Source organism: Staphylococcus sp. HMSC057A08 (assembly GCF_001812925.1).
In the GTDB taxonomy this organism is placed as follows: Bacteria; Bacillota; Bacilli; order Staphylococcales; family Staphylococcaceae; genus Staphylococcus; species Staphylococcus hominis.
The window spans coordinates 1-19,858 of record NZ_KV810862.1 but is presented as its reverse complement, the minus strand read 5'-3'; the positions used below and the strand labels follow the sequence as shown (position 1 = coordinate 19,858).

The following is a 19,858-nucleotide window of genomic DNA, read 5'->3' as shown; positions in this document are numbered from 1 at the left end:
TATTAATCTAACTTCTCTGGATTATAAAATTGACGGTTATCCATACCGAAGATTCTTTCAGTAAATTGTCCCTTTTCTGTTTTCTTAAATGCTTTATCAAACATATTCATTTTTGCATCAATATTGTCAATAAAGAATAAAATTTCTGCTTCTTTTAGATGTGGCAATTTAGGAGAACCAAACTCCATTTTTCCATGGTGTGCTAAAATCATATGTCGCAATAACATGACTTCTTCACTATCAATGCCAAGTTCTTTTGCCGTCTCAGCAACTTCATCACTTGCTATTGAAATATGTCCAAGCAAATTACCTTCTACCGTATACGTTGTGGCAACTGGTCCACTTAATTCTCTTACTTTACCAATATCGTGTAAAATAATCGCGCTATATAACAAACTTCTATTTAATAATGGATAGATATCACACAATGATTTTGCAATTTTTAACATTGTTAATACATGATAACTTAATCCTCCTGCAAAGTTATGATGATGAGAACTTGCTGCAGGATAAGTAAAGAATTTATCTTGATATTTTTTTAATAAATGACGCGTAATACGTTGTAAATGTGCATTTTCAATTTCTAAGATAAAATGTGATAACTCATCTTGAATTTCGTTAGGTGAAAGTGGCGCACCATCTACAAAGTCTTGTGTTTTCACTCCATCTTCTGCTGTTGCTAATCGAAATTGGTTGACTTTCATTTGTTTACGGCCACGATAGTTAATAACATCCCCTTTTACCCATACAATTATTTCTGGTTTAAGGATTTTCATATCATCTTTTGTGACAGTCCATAGTTTAGCTTCAATATCTCCACTTTTATCTTGAAGATATAATGTCATATAGTCTTTACCTTGTGCTGTTACACCTTGTGTTGCTCTGTGGATTAAGAAAAAATTCTCAACCGAATCACCAGGATTTAATTTTTCTACGTTTCTCATCGTTTACCGCCTTCCTCTTTTTTATTTAATATCAGCATTTCTCGAGAAGGAATCGTAGTATCTTTTGTACAAGTAAAGTACAATACTTGATGTTCTTGAGATAATTCTCTTAAATAGTTTAACATCATTGATTTTCTTTGTTTATCAAAATGTACGAATGCATCATCAATGATAATTGGGAAAGGATAATATGGTTTCAACACCTTAATTAAACTAAGTCTTAATGAAATATATAGCAACTCTTTCGTTGATTGACTTAATTCAAGTGGATGATACATTTGTCCATTTCGATGTTTAACTTTAATTGAATCATTTTCATAAGTAATTAGATTATACTTACCATCAGTTAATGTTTTGAAAATATTAATGGCTTCATCTATCACATATGGTAGTCGTTTATCTTTAATTTGTTTAATGTGCTCATTAATTAGTGTCTCAAGATAACTTAAGCTTGCCCAATCTTTAGCAATATCATTCATTCTATTTTTTAAATTATAATATTGATGGCGCAATTGAGATAGTGTTTTATCTGTTTCCATTTGATGAATACGTGAAGAAAGTTCACTCACTTCAGTTTGTTTCTCCAAATATTTATCATTATAATCATCAACTTGTTGAGCTAACATTTGATCTTCTTCTTCTAATTGAGCAGTTGTTTTTTCACTTAAAACAGAACTATCTTCATAAGAGAATTCATGATTACTCAAATAGGTAGATAAATCATTGAATCGTGATAGTTGTTGTTGATAACGTTGATAAGCTTCGTAATGTTGATAATATTGTTCTTCATTTTGCACTTCGATATATTTAAACAACTCGTTTATAGTTGTTTTATTTTCATCCAAACGACTTTCTAACTGTTTTAATTCTTTACTTAATAAGGTTAATTGATTTCGTAATTGCGTTTTCTTTTCTTTTTTACTTTCATACTGAGAAATCCAACGTTTCAAATCATTAAATAATGAAATTTTATTAAACTCATCGAAACTATCTTTAGTAACATCCTGGGCATAATCATAGAAGTTAATTAAATTTTGGTTTAACTCTATGTTCTCTAATAATAATTTATTAAGTTGTTTATCATTAGCTTTAAGTTGATTCATTGTTTTCAAAATATCTACTAAACGTTCATCTGACATTTTATCTGATACTTTAATGTCTTGTTTGACTTCGGAAATATCCTGTGCTAATGCATCAATTGAAGACTGAATATCTGATAAAATTGAATGTTGATGGTTAAGTTTATTAGAAAGTACTGTTTTAGTATTATTAGCATTATTCCAACGTTCACGCAATTGGTACTGATCATCTAGATTGAAATCTAAATCGTATTTATCTTCGAGTGCTTTAAGTTGTTGTTCTAAATCACTAATTTCCTCACTAATTGTTTCACTATAATCAATATCTTTATTTTTACTAAAGAATAAACCTACTAAAAATATCACAGTAAGAATTGCAAAAATAATACTAAAAGTGATACTAGTTGTAATAAATGCAAAAATAGTCAAACCAACACTTATCAAAGCCAAAATGATAAAGCTGATTTTCAACCATCGATATTGTTTTTGTTTTCTTTCTTTTTCTGATTCAAAGGAGGCTTTTAATTTTGAGTATAAACTTTCTTTTTCATGTAATTCTATTTTTTGCTGATTATATTCTTTTTTCTTTTCAAGTGCTGTTTCAGAAACGAGTTCACTTTCCAATGACTTAATTTCCTTTTCAATTTCCTTTTTTTCAATATTATGCTCACCAATCATACGTTCAACTTGTTGCTTTTGATTTAATTGATGATTATAATTTTTAATTTTTTCACTTATATAATCCTTCATCGTTTCAGAAGTATCCGCTTCATGATAAACTTCATTCCAACCGATATCATCTTTTAATGTTTGCTGAGAATGTTCAAAAGTTTCTATTTCCTTTTTTAAAGCCTTAGATTTTAATTCAGATTGTTTGATATCACTCTCTTGTTGATAAAGATGATACATATCACTTACAGTTCTATCCTCAGGCATCTGAATTAAATTAAATTCATTTTCTAGTTGTCTTATCTTCTCATCCCTTAATCCTATATCTCGATCAAGTGATTGTTTATATTTTAATGCAGTTTCATATCGTTCAATACCTTGTTCTGGGAACTTCAACGGTTCGATATTTAAATGATGCTCAAGTGATTTCCATTCTTGCGCATGAGCATGAAGCCCTAACTGCTTTTGCTTATTTTCATGCATTTTTGATAATTGCTTAAGATTTTCTTTTAAATGAGAAAGATGGCGTTCTGATTTATCTTTTTCATCTATAAGACGTTGATATTCGTCTAATTTGGTTTCTTCATCTCTTATTTGTGCTTCTAATTGTTTTAGTTGTTCAATTTGTTGGTTTAGAATTGGGTTCTTTCCAGCTTTTTTATAAAGCGTAGTCTTTTTCTGATTAACAATTTGCCCCATAGATGTAAATTCGGAAGATCCTAAAGCACCAGCTTCTAATAAATAGCTTTGTAATTGTTGTTCGTCTAAATTTCGGTGAATATCTTGTAAACCAAGTACATTAAATGAAAATATTCCTTGATATGTCTTTTTTGAAATATAGTTTAATTTCTTCTTAAGCCATGCTTCATCTCTTATCAATCCATTTTCTAAATAAACTTTTACATCACCTTGAGCACTACCTTTTACACGCTCAACTTCAATTTCAGATTTGTCGTCTAAAATAAGCGTTAGCTTGCCCCCATACTGATTTCCCAATCTAGGTTCTAAACGCGGTTCTTTTTCTTTCTTTGTGGGAAAACCAAATAAAATTGAATGAATAAATGATTGTATGGTTGATTTACCTGCTTCGTTTTCCCCATAAATTTCAGTAAAAGTCTGATTTAATTCAATCTTACGTTGTACGAATTGACCATAACCGTATATTTCAAGTGATTTAATAATCAATTTCTTCACCTCTCATATCTGCTTTCAATATTTTCTCAGCTCGATGAATGAGTTTTGCCTTATTGAAAGTGGTGTAGTCTTCTAAATATTTTGAAGCTCTTGGATTTAAATATAAATCTGTCATTGCCTCTTCAAACACTTTGTCATCGTTTATGAGTTCTTTAGAAAATTCATTTATAAGAGGTGTTTCTTCATTCTGTATATAATTAAGAATCATATCTTCAATGACAATAAAATCATGTTCATTTTCTTCATATTCACTAATCATTTCTCTTATTTGAAGAATATCTTGTGTTGATAAAATTTTGTCATTATCTATATTAATCGTCAATCTATAAAATGCTTTACCTTGTTCACGAACTTGTTTCTTAAACTTTTGAATTTCCTCATAGATACCTTGTTTTGAAATTTTATCAGTCTTAATTGTAGCTTCTTCAAAACGTATAAACTGAGTTGGTATAAAAGTTGTTTCAAGATGTAGATGATCCCCTTCTACAAGCAAACAACCTTTAGTTCCTATTTCACCAAAGTGGCGACCTTGAATGTTACCTGAATAATGAATAGGCGGCATATCACTTAGTTCTTGACGTTGATGAATATGACCGAGTGCCCAATAATGATACAGTTTATGATTAAGATCTTCTAACATAAATTCAGTATAACGCTGTTTTATTTTAGATTTACTATAAGTCCCATGAAGCATTCCTATATGTATACCATTACTTCCTTGACTAGATGGATATTCATCAATTTTATTTTCATAACTTGTATTGTTTTGATAACTAAAACCATGAATATAAATTTGTTCTCCAGCTTTAGTAATCGCTTGATAGGTTTCAACACGGTTTGAAAATACTGATACATTATTAGGCCAATTATCTGTAATTCTAGTTGTTAAAGGATCATGATTCCCATGACATATGTATACAAATATTTGTTCTTTTTCTAGACGTTTAAATTGCTCTTTTAAAAAAATTTCAGCACGTAATGTGCGATTTTCACTATCAAATAAATCTCCTACAATTAACATAAAATCAACATCTTCTTTTAATGCTACATCTACAATTTTTTTAAAGCTCTCATAGGCACTTTTTTGTACATCTTCGAAAATACTTGTCGATAATTGTTGTTTAGATTTAAAAGGGCTATCAAGATGCAAATCTGCACAGTGAATAAATTTAACCATTAATTTAAGCTCCTTAAATGTTTGATAAGGTATCTTTATGTATTACTATATTTTACCATATCTTATGAATATGGGTCGATGAACTTTGACATAAAAAAACTACGCAATTTTATGAAAAAATCGCGTAGTATCCATTACTTAAATTATTAATTAGTCAACGTAAATTTCGTCTAAAGGTTTTACAATAATTTGATTAATTTCTTGGAAAACTTGACTCATTTTTTGTTCTGCTTGCATTAATTGTGAAATATTTTCATCTTTTTCAATAGCTTGAGCTTGTTCTTGAGCTTTAGCTAATTCTTCTTCAGGAATTTCTTGACCTTGCATTTGTTTTTGTTGGAAATTCATTTGAGTTTCACGGAACTCATCGAATAATTTTTTAGATTCTTCATTTTCTTTAACTTTAGCAAAAGCATCTTTAATAGCTTTGTATTCATCACTATCTCTTAATGCTTGTTCTAGTTGATTTGCATGATCATATAAATTTACTGCCATTTTAAATTGCACTCCTTCGTGTAATAATGATGTTTTGACAACTCTTTAATACCATAACATATTATGATTAGTTATACAAAAATTGCGATTAAACCTTGGAAAAGGCCAATAATACCACCTAATATAAATCCTAATAAGGTAATTAATTTTAATTCTTTATTAGCAATTTCAATAATCAACTTTTCAATGTAATCTAAATCAAATGTATTGATTTGATCTTCTACTAATTTACGTAGATTAATTTTTTGCATTATAGTTGAGAGATGTTTGGATGCTTGACTAATAATAAGTTGTGTAACTTTATCTGATAACGTTGTCTCTAAATATTGCATTAATCTTGGTGATAGTTGATTAAGTGGTTTATCTATTTTTTCATTTAAATTTAAATATGAAGTAATAAGTAATGTAACTGAGTCTGATAGTTTTGAAAATTGAGCCTCATCAATGATTTTCTTAAGTGGTTGTCGTTTCAGCGTCTCATATTCATTATCAATCACTTGGTTTACAATACGTTTTGCTTTAGGATGATTGGTTAAACGAATCAATTCATGTTGGATTCTATCTGCAATACTTTCTTTTGTCATAAACATTTGTAGTAATCCAACGATTTTACCTTTTTCATCAAAAAATGTATCAAGCATGTCATAAATATCACGAGCGCCTTTATCAGAGGACAAATAAACACGTGCTCTTTCGCATAATAAATCTCCTAACGGCTCGACTTTCTTATCAATTATTCGCTTAGTTTCTTTTGATAGTAACTTAATCACTTCTTCATTTCGATGATCATTATAAAAAGCTAATAGCTTGTGTGAAATTGTATCTTCTAATTTCTCATTGACTAAGTAATCAATTTTAATATCAAATTTCTCAGCAAAGTAACGAATTGTAGCTTGATCACTTTTTAATTTCGTTATTTGCTCCTTAACTAATTTATTAATCGTTTCTTTAGTTTTTGTTTCATTTAGTTTGTTGTGAATCAATGTTTCTGTAATGAGATGTTCTTCAATCACTTGTCCTATCTTTGTTGCAATTTCATCTCTTCTTTTAGGTATTAAACCAGGTGTAAATGGAATTCGCATATTAAATATATAATGCGCTTTATAGGGGTGAAACAACATTCTAATAGCTATAACATTCGTGACACCGCCAATGATTGCTCCTATTACTATCATAAAGATGACTACTAATACTGCTTGCATTTAAATAACTCCTTAATTTTTATATAAGCAATAGCAAAATTATACCATGACAAATGTAAACTTCATAACTTAATTGTTCAACGTACATTTATATTTACAAATTTTTGAAATAAAAAAATAATGAATTCATCGCAAAATGACAGTGAATTCATTATTAATTGAAAATAGTGATTCAGTTGAAAGTCAACTCTTCTATCACTATATCTTATTTATATTAAAATTAAACGTGCATTAATTCTTCTTTAGCATTTCTATTAAAGTAAGTTTCTGCTTCTCTTAATTTAGATGTTCCAAAAATAGGTTGTTTTTCAGGATTAAGCACTCTATAGATATTACTTACTTTATTACTTTGTAAAATAAATCCATTACGAGTTTCCATTGTATTCCAATAAATATCACTTGTTGTAGAATGATTAGGATATGCACAATGGTTTCTTGAAATTGTTTGTACAATTTCTAATGGATCACAACCAAATGTGTTATTTAAAACATCTGAATCTCTAAATAAAGCACAAATTGATACACAAGTTGTCCAGTTTGGTAATACCCGTTCTTTTTCGATTTGAACAAGTGTTTTTTTAGAAAGACCTATTGTTTGTGCCATAGTATCTTGTGTGTATCCTGCTTCAATACGCACCATTTTAAATTTTGTTTGAATTAAATCTGTAAAACTCTGTCTATCCATTACTCTTCTCTACCTTTCTAATAGGAGTTATTTTATCCGGACGCAAGAAATTGCAATAATACACATTTCTTGAAACACAAATTACATCTTAATATATTTTCAATAAAATGAAAAGAGAAATTTTTGTTTTTACGTATAATTTTATAAATGGCAAAATTATCAAAATAATTAAAATAATAATATAAGTCATTTATTTATTATTATCCTATTTTAAAAATACCGTCTTTATTTCTAATAGACCTATTCAATTTATATTAATTTATTTTCAATAGCATATATAGCAGCTTGTGTCCGATCTGAAACTTGCAATTTATTAAATATATGACTGACATGTGTCTTAACTGTTTTCTCAGATACAAATAAACTTTTTGCAATGTCTTTATTTGTCTTACCTTTCACCATTTCTTTTAATACTTCCATCTCTCTTTTAGATAATTTATTATTAAAGTGTGGTTTTTCATGCATTGCATCAATTACATTTTTAGCTTTTGGATGTATTATTTTCTCATTATTTAATACTTTAGTAATAGTAGCAATCAGCTTTTGTGGTTCAACATCTTTAATTTCATAACCATCAGCACCTTCATTAATGGCAGACATAACATATTCATCATCCACATAACTTGTAAGCACTAACACTTTTATGTAAGGGTAATATGTTTTTATATAATGCGTCACTTCGATACCATTCATATTAGGCATAACTAAATCTAATAATACTAAATCAGGAATATTATTCTCATTTAAATATTTAATAAATGCTTCACCATCTGAAAAACTTGCTTGTATATCTAAACCCTCAACTGTTGAAATTAGAAATTCTAGTCCTTGTCTAACGATGTGATGATCATCGATTAAAACGATACTTGCCAAATTTATCACCTACTTTAAATTGGAATATTAAGATAAATAGTTGTCCCCATTAGTTTATCTGATTGTATGTTAAATTCTCCATCTAAACTATGAATACGTTGTTTTATATTTTTTAGACCATGCGTCGTTTGATTTAAGTCATCACGCACATTAAATCCTTTTCCATCATCATAAATTTTAATATATAATTGATTTTCATTTTGTTGAATGTTAATAGATACATGATTCGTTTGTGCATGTTTCTTCGTATTATTTAGAGCTTCTTGAATCATTCGATACACATTTTCTTCAACTAAATTGGATAATTTAATCAATCCTCTTACTTCGATGTTTAATTTTAAATCTAACATATTCGCATAATGTTCAATCGCATTCACTAATCCATGTTCTAAACCAATTGGCTTAAGTTGCCAAATTAACGCACGCATTTCATTTACTGCGTTTTGACTTGTATCTTCAATCAACTTAAATGCTTTTTTAGCTGTTCTATCCTCTGTGATATCATGTGCAGCATGAGCTGTTAGTTTTAATGAAAAAAGCATTTGGTTAACTGAATCATGTAAATCACGTGCTAGTCGATTTCGTTCACTTGTGCGTGCTGCTTCTTTTTCTTGGTCTGTTAAGTATATACGTTTAATTGCAGAACCGATTTGTAAAGCTACTGATTCTAATAACTCTAAATCATCTTGACTATATACTACAGTATGAGGTGTCGCGACATTTAATAATCCATACTGTTCATCTCCTGATCTAAGTGGTACTGTCGCATGATGCGTAATAAGATAATCATCTTTTTGACTTTCTTGGTTAGCTAAATTGATTCTTGAACAATTTATAATATTAGATGCTTTTGTTAAATTTTTATGATGATAAGCATTGACACACCAACACGTACCATTGTTTAAATACTTACAATTATTATTTTTTAATGAATGAGGTAAGTCAGTGCTAGCTACAAGTTCTTGTTCACCTTTTTTATTGATAAAAAAAATCCAACCTGTTGTAAAATTGCTGCCATTGATTAAATAATCCAATGCTTTATTCATCATATTATATAATTCAGTTTCTTCATTTAGATATTCAGCAATTTCTTTTAATAATGCTAAACGTGTCGGTTTCTCCATATTTTCGCCCCATTTTGTTATTTTGCATTTATTATTATATCGTTCATTTTTTAAATTTAAAAATAGACTAATGAAAACATTTATAATTATCATTGTAAATTATGATATGATTAAACAGAATATAATAGGAGGATATTATGAAATTCAATGTACCTGAAACTTTCAATAATTATACGTTACGTGAAATTTTTCAAAAGTTAAAACTACCAAAAAAAGATTTACACCAATTAAATATGTCTAAAGATATCACGATTAATCAACAATCTAGTAAATTGACAGATAAAGTTGTCACAAATGATGTTGTTTATATTCCTACCCCTAAAGAAAAAAGTAATTATTTACCAAGTTATCGTTACGCACAGATTGCATATGAAGATAACGATTTAGCGATTGTGGTAAAACCTAAAGGGGTTAAAACTCATCCAAATGATTTAAAAGAAAGCAATACACTAATGAACCATGTTATCTATACCATGGATAGCGACTACGTTGAACCGATTCATCGTCTAGACCAAGAAACTGTGGGGTTATTAATTGTTGCTAAAAATCCTTTAATGAAAAAAATACTAGATAGAATGCTTGAAGAGAATCAAATTACCCGTATTTATCGTGCAAATGTAAAAGCATTACTACCTCTAAAACCACAAACAATTGATATGCCAATCGGTAAAGATAAATTTCATCCCAATAAGCGTCGTATTTCTAATACCGGGCAACGAGCTATCACTCATATCTTAACATCAAAAATGATTAAAGAAGGCATTTGTCAATTGGAAATAAAATTAGATACAGGACGTACTCATCAAATACGTGTACATTTAGCAGAAATTGGTCATCCTGTCATAGGTGATCCATTATATGGAGATGCTACCTTACGTCAATTAGAATTGAATAGTTATAAGATAGAATTCACTCATCCACTTACTCAAGAATTGATTTCTGTAAGTTTAGATGATGAATAAATTTTAAAAATGCTCCTTTTAGATAACGCAGATCAAAGCATTATCTTTAAAAGGAGCATTTCAATTGGTAATGTTATTTTAATGAGGATCGACCATATCTTCTGGTTTAATCCATTTCTCGAATTGTTCTTCTGTAACATAGCCAGAATTAATTGCTGATTCTTTAAGTGTTAAACCTTCCTTATGAGCTTTTTTAGCTATTTGAGCCGCTTTTTCATATCCAATATGAGGATTTAGTGCAGTTACAAGCATTAATGATTGATTTAAATAATGATTGATATTTTCTTCAATTGGTTCAATACCTATAGCACAATTTTCATTAAATGTTTCCATTCCATCAGCTAATAAGTAAATAGATTGCAATGTATTATGAAGAATCACAGGTTTAAATACATTAAGTTCAAAATTACCTTGAGAACTCGCTATACCTACTGTCGTATCATTTCCTATCACTTGTACTGCAACCATTGTTAGCATTTCACATTGTGTTGGATTAACTTTGCCTGGCATAATTGATGAACCTGGTTCATTTTCTGGAATCGAAATTTCTGCAAGTCCGGCTCTAGGTCCTGAAGCAAGCCATCTTATATCATTTGCTATTTTCATTAAGTCTGCTGCCAATGCTTTTAGTGTTCCATGAAGTTGCACCACTTCATCATGTGAAGTTAAAGCATGAAATTTATTTTCAGATGAAAAAAATGCATAACCAGTATGTTCTGAGATATATTTAGCTACTTTATCTCCAAATTCTGGATGTGCATTAATTCCTGTTCCAACTGCTGTTCCACCAATAGCTAAATTTAAAATATGTTGTTTAGATTCAGCCAATAATTGTTCACATTTATCTAGCATATAACGCCATCCACTAATTTCTTGTCCTAATCGAATTGGAGTAGCATCTTGTAAGTGAGTTCTACCAATTTTAATAATTGATTGATATTGGTTTTCTTTTTCTTTAAACGTGTCTCGTAAATTTTTTAAAGCAGGTTCTAATTTCGTTTCAATTTCATGGTATAAAGCAACATGCATCGCTGTTGGGAAAGTATCATTCGAACTTTGAGATTTATTAACATCATCATTGGGATGAATTGATTCCTCGCTATTATGTTCTTTTAAGTACTCATTAGCCACATAACTTACGACTTCGTTTACATTCATATTACTTTGAGTACCGCTTCCAGTTTGCCATACAACTAAAGGAAAATGACCATCAAGTTCTCCTTTTAAAATTAAGTCACAAGCATAAATGATAGCATCTTTCTTAGTATCACTTAATTTTCCTAATTCATGATTAGCAAGCGCAGCACCTCTTTTTAACTGAGCAAAACCATAAATCACTTCAATAGACATATGTTCTTTACCTACTGGAAAGTTACGCTTACTTCTTTCAGTTTGTGCGCCCCAATATTTATCAGATGGTACTTCAATTTCACCAAACGTATCATGTTCAATTCTTACAGACATTCAATAATCCCCCTTATTTATGATTTAGTAATAGTATATCATTAATAAAATTAATGTAGCAATTCGAATATAAAGCGGTTTCATTTATAAAATAAAACACATGAAGTTGTATTACTTCACGTGTTTAAGAATTAAATCTTATTCATATTTATATTTTACTGCTTTTACAACTGAAATAGCACTTATTATATACAAAATAGCGCTTATGACCAGCGTAACAGGACTTATCTTTACTAATATACCTAAACCCCCACCTAAACTTCGATAAAAATCATTAAGTGTATATGCCAAGATTCCGGTTACAATTAATATACATATCACACTAATCATAATTCCTTTTTGATTACTCTTAATGAATGGATGAGCAGTTGCATTATCGATTAAATCTTTTGATAAATTCAATTGTAATTGAATCACTTTAAATAACACTGGTAGATAGAGTGCTCCTAGAGCAATGGGAAAACCTTTAATAGAAATTAAGCTAACAATGATTGTAATAATTGTTAAAGGTAGCCAATACTTATGTAACATATTTTTATCTCCTTCATTTTCATTAAAATATATTGTATCATAAGTTGTATTACATAAAAAAAGCATTTTAATTAATCTACCGAAGCAATTAATTAAAATGCTAAAATATATTAATTTAAATCTGAACGCGCTTCTGAATCATGTGTTTGATTATATTTATCTTCATCATTTTCTTCAGAAATCTGTTCCATTTCTTTTCCTAATGCTTCTAAATCATTCATATTTTGAACCATTGCATTTTCGTCTTCATGATAATTACGTTTACTATCTTTACTCATAAAAATAACCTCACAATAAAATTAAATATTATGCAAATCTCGCTGTGAAGTATTCTTTAACATCTTCTGGTAATCCATCAGCAGCAGCTCTGTCTAAAACAACTGTTACCATACGATGTACTTTTAAATCAGCTGGTAAAAAGTTTGATTTACCATTTTCTTCATATAATCGTTTGATAACTTCACTTTTTTCAGCACCAGTTACAACTAAGATAATTTCACGTGCTTTCATCAAACCTTGACGAATATTAACATCTAAATGTCCAGTGTTATCGATTGAAACAACTTGTAAAGTCAGTTTCCCTTTATTTTCTTTTGTTTTAATTCTATCATTGATTAATGATTCGGCATCATCATCAAGACTAATAGAATATACTTGCTCAGAAGGTACACCTAAAGCTTCATAGAACGAATGATTATCATCATAATCAAGAATATTAATTTGACTAAAATCTACAGCGTTACGATCAACTGACTTTTTTAGTTCATCTAATACAGGTGCAGAATCCTTGTTTAAATGGAATCCAGCAATGGTAGTTGGGTTATTGTTAAATTGTTTTCTAATAATATCTCCAGCATAATCTGCTGCATGTTGTTTATCTTCAAATACTTTAAAATTCATTGCCATAATAATTACACTCCTCTAAATGTAAAGTTCAACTAAAATAATTCATTTATTTACTAAATTACCCTATTTAAGGGGATATCAAACTATTTTAAAATTTTTATAATAATTCATTAATAAATATAACATTTTTTATTCTATTATAGTAATTAATTTTAAATTCTACTTTAATCCTGGGAAATTTTGTTGTCGCAATGCTTCATAAATCAATAAAGCAGCAGTATTAGATAAATTTAAAGAGCGAATATGATCACTCATAGGAATTCTTAAAGCAGTATCTGCATACTTCTCTTTCACCCAATCTGGTAAACCTGTCGTTTCTCTACCAAAAATAAAATAATTTTCTATTTCAGTATTTGAAAAATCAAAATCACTATAAGTTTGTTTACCAAATTTAGTAAGTAAATAATATTTACCATTTGTCACTTCGAAAAATGATTCAATATTTTCATGATAAGTGATATTAACATGTTCCCAATAATCTAATCCAGCTCGTTTTAGCATCTTGTCATCTGTACTAAAGCCTAATGGTTTAATTAAATGCAAGTGTGTATTAGTACCTGCGCATGTACGTGCGATATTTCCAGTGTTTGCAGGTATTTCTGGTTGGAATAACACAATATGATTTGTCATTTTATTTCCTCATTTCTAGTCCTTTTCTCATTTCAACTTGAACTTCTTCAATCTCATTATCATAGTGCTCATAAATAAATGTTCTTGCATCATTGCCAAGTATTTGACCAATAGCCCAATATGCTGTTCCTCTTATCATGGGTCTTGGATCATTCAATGCCACTTCCTTTAATTCAGGAATAGCCGCTTCTTCACCAAAATGTGCAAGTGCAATAATTGCATTCCGCTGTATAGGTTTTTTACCTCTCCATGCTCCTGCCAAATGACCATAAGTATTTTTAAATTCTTTATTACTCATTTGTAACAATGGAACTAAACGTGGCTTTAATATTTCAGGTTCTAAAATAATATCTTCGTGGGTTGTATTAATACCTCTATTTTTCGGACAAACTTGTTGACAAGTATCACAACCATAAAGACGATTACCGATTTTATATCGATACTCATCTTTTAAATATCCTTTAGTTTGAGTTAAAAAGCTGATACATTTTTGAGAATTCAGTTGACCATTCCCTACTAAAGCGCCCGTTGGACATCTATCTACACAAATTGTACAATCTCCACAACTGTCTAATATAGGATCATCTGGTTCAAAAGGAATACTAACTAACATTTCTCCTAAATATGTCCAAGTCCCTAGTTTTGGATTAATAACAAATCCATTTCTACCAATGAATCCTAATCCTGCTCTTTCAGCTACAGCGCGATCTGAAAGTACGCCAGTGTCAACCATGCTTTTTATTTCGACATCAGGGACCTTAGATTGAATAAATTCACTTAATTTATCTAATCTTTTTTTCATAATTGAATGATAATCTTGACCCCAAGAGGCTCTCGCAAACATTCCTCTTCTATCGCCTTTTACACTTTTCGGCGCTCCCTTTAGCTTATTTGGATAACCAACAGCAATAGCTATGATAGAACGCGCTGTGGGTAAAGATAATTTAGGTTCTGTTCGCAGCGCAATATCTGATTCTTCAAAACCTGATGCATAACCTTTTTCATGATAATCTACTAACTTTTGTTTCAGTTCATCGAAAGGATCAGCGGTAGTAAAACCAATACTATCTATACCAATGGAATACGCATAGTCAATGATTTCCTGTTTAAGTTGATGGTTCATCAACACTCTTGCCTCCTATAAAAAAGTCCATAGAACATTTTAACATAATCTTAATTTTTTATGATATTAAATATTTTTATAAATAAAAAAGAATCTGAGATATACTTTGAAGTGTCTCAGATTCTTTAACTTTGAGAATTTCATAAAGAAAGTCTATGTTTATAATTCAGAATACATTCTATCTTCTTTTCTTAATTAACTTTTATTACTTTTTAGACATAAAACCTTATAAATGTTTTATTAGTCTTTACATACAACATGCTATAATACTTTCGCCAAAAAGTTTTTAGTTCTTTCATGTTTGGGATGATTAAATAATTGATCAGGTGTTTCACTTTCAACGACATATCCATCTGCCATAAATATTACTTTATCACCAACATCTTTAGCAAAACCCATTTCATGAGTTACAACCACCATTGTCATACCCTCTTTAGCTAAATCTTTCATAACTTTAAGTACTTCATAAACAACTTCAGGATCAAGTGCTGATGTTGGCTCATCAAATAATATGACATCTGGATGCATAGCTAAAGCTCTTGCTATTGCTACCCTTTGTTTTTGTCCGCCAGAGAGTTGAGAAGGATATGCATTAGCTTTCTCTTCAAGCCCTACTTTTTTTAGAAGTGCTTTACCTTCAATTTCTAGCTTTTTTAAATCAACATTTTTTAACAACTTAGGTGCTAAAATGACATTTTCTAATACTGTTTTGTGAGGAAATAAATTGAAATTTTGAAATACCATTCCCATTTTTTGACGTAATTCATTTAAATTTATATTTTTATGTGTTAATTCTTTTCCTTCAAAAATCACTTTTCCATTTGATGGAGTTTCTAATAAATTCATACATCTTAATAATGTACTTTTACCACTTCCTGATGGCCCTATAATTGCTACAACTTCTCCTTTATTAACCTCTAAATTAATATCTTTGAGTACTACATTTTTATTAAATGACTTATTTAAATTTTGAACTTTAATCACTGGCTTTCATTCTCCCTTCGATTAAACTCATACCTCTAGACAATGTAAATGTTAAAATAAAGTACATTATCGCAGCGATAATTAACGGTGTAAAAGGATCAAATGAAATACCTTGTACAACCTGAGCGTTAAACATAATTTCTCCTACTCCAATAGTAGAAACAATAGATGATTCTTTAATTAGTGTTACAAATTCATTACCTAGTGCTGGTAAAATATTTTTAATTGCTTGGGGTAAAATGATATATCTCATTGTTTTAGAATAATTTAATCCTAAACATTGAGCTGCCTCTGTTTGCCCTTTATCAACAGCATTAATTCCAGCTCTAAATATTTCTGCAATATAAGCAGAAGAATTAATAACTAGTGCGATAGTACCACATACTAATGCTGAAACATCTAAACCTAGAACAGCTGTCGTTCCAAAGAAAACTAAAAATACTTGAACTAACATCGGTGTTCCTCTTAAAAATTCTATGTAAATAGAGGCAATCCATGACAGCAATTTAAACTTACTCAATTTAGCTAAAGCAATTAAAGCTCCTAATACTGCTCCTAATACTACACCAATCATTGATATTAAAATTGTATTTTTAAGTCCTTTGATGAAAAATGCACCATACTTATCAAAAAAGCTACTATCGTCTTGCATATCTTTAGAAGCTTTGTCCATGTATTTGCTAATTAAATGTTGGTCATTGACTTCCTTAATAGATTTATTGACATTTGCTAAAAGAATAGGTGAATTTTTTGGCACAGCTATGACATTATCTTTCTTTTCTTCATTAAAATTCACATTGGCTATCATTAAGCTGTTATTTTGTTTTACATATGCTTCAGCAACGGGTTTTTCTATTACTAACCCTTCTACCTTATTACTTTTAACTGCAAGAATAGCATCTGGTAGACGATTTAATGAACTAATGTCTGCATTCTCTATTTCTTGTTGAGCAATTTTTTCTTGTTCAGTCCCTTTTTGTGCCGCAACTTTTTTATTAGAAAAGTCTTTTAATGTATGAAATTTATTTTTATCGCTTTTTCTAATAAGCATTACATTGCCCGTTTTAGTATAAGAATCCGAGAAATCAACTTCTTTCTTTCTTTCTAGTGTTGAAGTCATACCAGAAATAATAACATCAATTTTTCCCGTTTTTAATGCACCGAGTAAACTATCAAATTGCATATTCACAATTTTTAATTTTAAGTGATTATCTTTAGCAATTTTTTTAGCTAAATCAATATCTATACCTACGTATTCACTCTTACCTTTTACAGTCTTTTCAAATTCAAATGGTGCATAATCAGCTGATAATCCTACCCTTAATTCTCCACTTTCCTTAATTTTTTCCCATTTTGCATCTTGATCAGCATGAGCCATAGGTTCTATATTTATAAAGGTCAAACTAATTAAGATTGCTATGATAATTGTTTTAAACATATATTTCATATAGCAACCTCCTATAACTTTTTAATTATTATACATAATAAAGAATTAATATGCAATAAAAATTTTAAACAAAAAAAGCATCTATAGTAATATAGATGCTTAAATACCATTAAAATAATATTATTGATGTGTAATTTCAAATCTATAAATATTATCATTATAAGATGGTATAAACTTTTTGCATAATTCATGAATAATAAAAGCACTAATGAATGGAACAATAAAATAACCTAATGCTAATAGAATAATATTAAATGTCGAATCACCCGGCATTCTATTAAACGCATTAATTGGACCAACTAATCCTGTATAACCAAATCCAGCTGATAATGGTGTTCCTTTTATACCAATGAAGTATGTTAACAAACCTGAAATAATACCATTAATGGTTAATGGTATTGCAATGATTAAATGTTTTAAATAAACAGGAATCATCATCTTCGCAGCGCCAATAAATAAAACTAAATTGACACCAACTGAATTAACACGTAAAGAACCAAAGAAAAAAGTAACGCATGCAGCAACAATTCCCATGTTTGCTGCACCACTACCTAACCCATTTAAACTAATAGCTGTAGCAATAGCAACTAGAGAAATTGGCGTAACCATTAGTAGTGAAAATGTCACACTTATCAAGATAGACATAATTAGAGGATTAAATTCAGTAAATGAATTAATCATATGTCCTAAACTTTTTGTAATAATTTGTATATATGGCAAAGTCGTTAATCCAATTAATCCGCTGACTACTGGAATAAATACAGGTAAAATAATCATTTCTAAAGAACCAAATTTTCCTTGTAATAATAAATATAAAGCACAAGCGATAATAATAACTAAAATCACGTTTATAATATCGCCAATTCCTTTTAATGCAATACCATTTGCATTCATTTGTATAGCTCCAGAGCCTAACATTGCTGATACACCTATCATACTAGCACCCGCACCACTAAATTTGAATTGATGTGCTGCCAGTATTCCAATAATAAATGCCATAAACGATTGAATAATTGTCACTAATTGAAAAACAAGCTCTAATATTGGATGTTGATCTTTAAATAATTTTAGTAGTTCTCCTAAAAGTGCATTAGGAAGTAATGCAATAACTACTCCTGCACCAACTGCATTAAGAATATTACTAAAAAAATATTTTAAGTTTATTCTAGTTCTACTCATAATAGCCTCCATTTTTAAATATTAGCTATATAATATTATATTATACCGTTTTATACAATATAAAATAAGTAGTTAAAAAATGATCAAATAAAAAAGGATTAAGTAGAGTGTTCTACTTAATCCTTTTAACTCCATTAAATACCGGCGGTCGGGGTCGAACCGACACTCCAATAAAGGAACGGGATTTTGAGTCCCGCGCGTCTGCCAATTCCGCCACGCCGGCTTAATATAGATAAATAAAAAACTTCCCTATGGAAGCAATTATGGAGCGGAAGATAGGACTTGCACCTATATCTTGTTCCGGGAAGGAACATATTCTAAAAGTTGAACTACTCCCGCATTGTATCAAATTATGGAGCGGAAGATAGGACTTACACCTATATCTTGTTCCGGGAAGGAACATATTCTAAAAGTTGAACTACTCCCGCATTGTATCAAATTATGGAGCGGAAGATAGGACTTACACCTATATCTCATTCCGGGAAGGAATGTGTTCTAAAATTGAACTACTCCCGCATAGCACATGGAGGCGGCAACCGGATTTGAACCGGTGATAAAGGTTTTGCAGACCTCTGCCTTACCACTTGGCTATGCCGCCAATAAAAACTGGGCTAGCTGGATTCGAACCAGCGCGTGACGGAGTCAAAGTCCGTTGCCTTACCGCTTGGCTATAGCCCATTAATAATAAAGGGCGGTTGATGGGAATCGAACCCACGAGTGTCGGAACCACAATCCGATGCGTTAACCACTTCGCCACAACCGCCATGGCAGGGACAGTAGGAATCGAACCCACATCAAAGGTTTTGGAGACCTCTATTCTACCGTTGAACTATGTCCCTATTTATAATGGTGGAGGGGGGCAGATTCGAACTGCCGAACCCGAAGGAGCGGATTTACAGTCCGCCGCGTTTAGCCACTTCGCTACCCCTCCATTAAGATGGTGCCGGCCAGAGGACTTGAACCCCCAACCTACTGATTACAAGTCAGTTGCTCTACCAATTGAGCTAGGCCGGCAAGAAATGGTTCAGGACAGAATTGAACTGCCGACACATGGAGCTTCAATCCATTGCTCTACCAACTGAGCTACTGAACCATATATATTAAAATGATTAAATGGCGGTCTCGACGGGAATCGAACCCGCGATCTCCTGCGTGACAGGCAGGCGTGTTAACCGCTACACTACGAGACC

18 protein-coding genes and 12 tRNA genes are annotated in these 19,858 nt (G+C 30.4%); 1 reads left to right on the top strand and 29 read right to left on the bottom strand.

Annotated elements, in window-relative coordinates:
- Positions 1-2 precede the first annotated feature (2 nt).
- The 8 genes from yhaM to HMPREF2881_RS09690 all read right to left on the bottom strand — a co-directional run bounded on the left by yhaM (position 3) and on the right by HMPREF2881_RS09690 (position 9,442).
- A complete protein-coding gene (gene yhaM, locus HMPREF2881_RS09725) occupies positions 3-944 on the bottom strand; it encodes a 3'-5' exoribonuclease YhaM (protein WP_002449625.1) in 942 nt (313 codons plus the stop codon).
- Positions 941-3,877, bottom strand: coding sequence for an AAA family ATPase (locus tag HMPREF2881_RS09720; protein WP_002488436.1), 2,937 nt, complete (start codon positions 3,875-3,877; stop codon positions 941-943). Before HMPREF2881_RS09720 ends, yhaM begins: the two co-directional genes overlap by 4 nt.
- Positions 3,867-5,063 carry a metallophosphoesterase family protein gene (locus tag HMPREF2881_RS09715; RefSeq protein ID WP_002449617.1) on the bottom strand — a complete coding sequence of 399 codons (1,197 nt, stop codon included), beginning with the start codon at positions 5,061-5,063 and terminating at the stop codon, positions 3,867-3,869. Before HMPREF2881_RS09715 ends, HMPREF2881_RS09720 begins: the two co-directional genes overlap by 11 nt.
- Positions 5,064-5,213: 150 nt before the next feature.
- Positions 5,214-5,558 (bottom strand): YlbF/YmcA family competence regulator, encoded by a 345-nt coding sequence (locus HMPREF2881_RS09710; protein WP_002449654.1) that lies wholly within the window; start codon positions 5,556-5,558, stop codon positions 5,214-5,216.
- A gap of 71 nt (positions 5,559-5,629) precedes the next feature.
- Positions 5,630-6,760 (bottom strand): DUF445 domain-containing protein, encoded by a 1,131-nt coding sequence (locus HMPREF2881_RS09705; RefSeq protein WP_002488440.1) that lies wholly within the window; start codon positions 6,758-6,760, stop codon positions 5,630-5,632.
- Positions 6,761-6,980: 220 nt separating this feature from the next.
- A complete protein-coding gene (locus tag HMPREF2881_RS09700) occupies positions 6,981-7,445 on the bottom strand; it encodes an XRE family transcriptional regulator XdrA (RefSeq protein ID WP_002449642.1) in 465 nt (154 codons plus the stop codon).
- A 249-nt stretch (positions 7,446-7,694) separates the two neighbouring features.
- Positions 7,695-8,318, bottom strand: coding sequence for a response regulator (locus HMPREF2881_RS09695; protein WP_002449659.1), 624 nt, complete (start codon positions 8,316-8,318; stop codon positions 7,695-7,697).
- Positions 8,319-8,332: 14 nt separating this feature from the next.
- Positions 8,333-9,442 carry a GAF domain-containing sensor histidine kinase gene (locus HMPREF2881_RS09690; protein WP_002488425.1) on the bottom strand — a complete coding sequence of 370 codons (1,110 nt, stop codon included), beginning with the start codon at positions 9,440-9,442 and terminating at the stop codon, positions 8,333-8,335.
- 137 nt (positions 9,443-9,579) lie between these two features.
- Between HMPREF2881_RS09690 and HMPREF2881_RS09685 the strand changes: the two genes are divergently transcribed.
- Complete coding sequence (locus HMPREF2881_RS09685) at positions 9,580-10,404, top strand: RluA family pseudouridine synthase (RefSeq protein ID WP_002449623.1); 825 nt, start codon at positions 9,580-9,582, stop codon at positions 10,402-10,404.
- A gap of 78 nt (positions 10,405-10,482) precedes the next feature.
- Here HMPREF2881_RS09685 and fumC read toward each other — a convergent pair whose 3' ends face one another.
- The 21 genes from fumC to HMPREF2881_RS09590 all read right to left on the bottom strand — a co-directional run bounded on the left by fumC (position 10,483) and on the right by HMPREF2881_RS09590 (position 19,858).
- The gene (fumC, locus tag HMPREF2881_RS09680) at positions 10,483-11,868 is read right to left on the bottom strand and encodes a class II fumarate hydratase (RefSeq protein ID WP_002488431.1); all 1,386 of its coding nucleotides are present in this window, start codon (positions 11,866-11,868) and stop codon (positions 10,483-10,485) included.
- Between the two features lie 138 nt (positions 11,869-12,006).
- Positions 12,007-12,399 (bottom strand): hypothetical protein, encoded by a 393-nt coding sequence (locus HMPREF2881_RS09675; RefSeq protein WP_002449658.1) that lies wholly within the window; start codon positions 12,397-12,399, stop codon positions 12,007-12,009.
- Positions 12,400-12,509: 110 nt separating this feature from the next.
- Positions 12,510-12,683, bottom strand: a complete 174-nt coding sequence (locus HMPREF2881_RS11685) for an SAS053 family DNA gyrase inhibitor (protein WP_254388735.1) — start codon at positions 12,681-12,683, stop codon at positions 12,510-12,512.
- Positions 12,684-12,705: 22 nt separating this feature from the next.
- Positions 12,706-13,305, bottom strand: coding sequence for a 6-phosphogluconolactonase (locus tag HMPREF2881_RS09670; protein ID WP_002449669.1), 600 nt, complete (start codon positions 13,303-13,305; stop codon positions 12,706-12,708).
- Between the two features lie 159 nt (positions 13,306-13,464).
- Entirely contained in the window at positions 13,465-13,935 is a 471-nt protein-coding gene (gene trmL / locus HMPREF2881_RS09665) for a tRNA (uridine(34)/cytosine(34)/5-carboxymethylaminomethyluridine(34)-2'-O)-methyltransferase TrmL (protein WP_002449676.1), read from the bottom strand.
- Between the two features lies 1 nt (position 13,936).
- A complete protein-coding gene (gene queG, locus HMPREF2881_RS09660; RefSeq protein ID WP_002449664.1) occupies positions 13,937-15,058 on the bottom strand; it encodes a tRNA epoxyqueuosine(34) reductase QueG in 1,122 nt (373 codons plus the stop codon).
- 261 nt (positions 15,059-15,319) lie between these two features.
- Positions 15,320-16,042, bottom strand: a complete 723-nt coding sequence (locus HMPREF2881_RS09655; RefSeq protein ID WP_002449645.1) for an amino acid ABC transporter ATP-binding protein — start codon at positions 16,040-16,042, stop codon at positions 15,320-15,322.
- Positions 16,035-17,489 carry an ABC transporter substrate-binding protein/permease gene (locus tag HMPREF2881_RS09650; protein WP_070653736.1) on the bottom strand — a complete coding sequence of 485 codons (1,455 nt, stop codon included), beginning with the start codon at positions 17,487-17,489 and terminating at the stop codon, positions 16,035-16,037. Before HMPREF2881_RS09650 ends, HMPREF2881_RS09655 begins: the two co-directional genes overlap by 8 nt.
- Positions 17,490-17,609: 120 nt before the next feature.
- On the bottom strand, positions 17,610-18,668 hold the full coding sequence (locus HMPREF2881_RS09645; RefSeq protein WP_002449624.1) for a PTS sugar transporter subunit IIC: 1,059 nt from the start codon (positions 18,666-18,668) through the stop codon (positions 17,610-17,612).
- Positions 18,669-18,807: 139 nt separating this feature from the next.
- Positions 18,808-18,891, bottom strand: a tRNA-Leu gene (locus tag HMPREF2881_RS09640).
- Positions 18,892-18,932: 41 nt separating this feature from the next.
- Positions 18,933-19,007 (bottom strand) — tRNA-Gly (locus HMPREF2881_RS09635).
- A gap of 14 nt (positions 19,008-19,021) precedes the next feature.
- Positions 19,022-19,096 (bottom strand) — tRNA-Gly (locus tag HMPREF2881_RS11910).
- 14 nt (positions 19,097-19,110) lie between these two features.
- Positions 19,111-19,184 (bottom strand) — tRNA-Gly (locus tag HMPREF2881_RS09630).
- Between the two features lie 8 nt (positions 19,185-19,192).
- Positions 19,193-19,266, bottom strand: a tRNA-Cys gene (locus tag HMPREF2881_RS09625).
- A gap of 8 nt (positions 19,267-19,274) precedes the next feature.
- Positions 19,275-19,346, bottom strand: a tRNA-Gln gene (locus HMPREF2881_RS09620).
- Positions 19,347-19,358: 12 nt separating this feature from the next.
- Positions 19,359-19,431: transfer RNA gene (locus tag HMPREF2881_RS09615), tRNA-His, on the bottom strand.
- A 2-nt stretch (positions 19,432-19,433) separates the two neighbouring features.
- Positions 19,434-19,507: transfer RNA gene (locus HMPREF2881_RS09610), tRNA-Trp, on the bottom strand.
- A gap of 8 nt (positions 19,508-19,515) precedes the next feature.
- A tRNA-Tyr gene (locus HMPREF2881_RS09605) sits at positions 19,516-19,599 on the bottom strand.
- Between the two features lie 7 nt (positions 19,600-19,606).
- Positions 19,607-19,682, bottom strand: a tRNA-Thr gene (locus tag HMPREF2881_RS09600).
- A gap of 6 nt (positions 19,683-19,688) precedes the next feature.
- Positions 19,689-19,761, bottom strand: a tRNA-Phe gene (locus HMPREF2881_RS09595).
- 21 nt (positions 19,762-19,782) lie between these two features.
- Positions 19,783-19,858 (bottom strand) — tRNA-Asp (locus HMPREF2881_RS09590).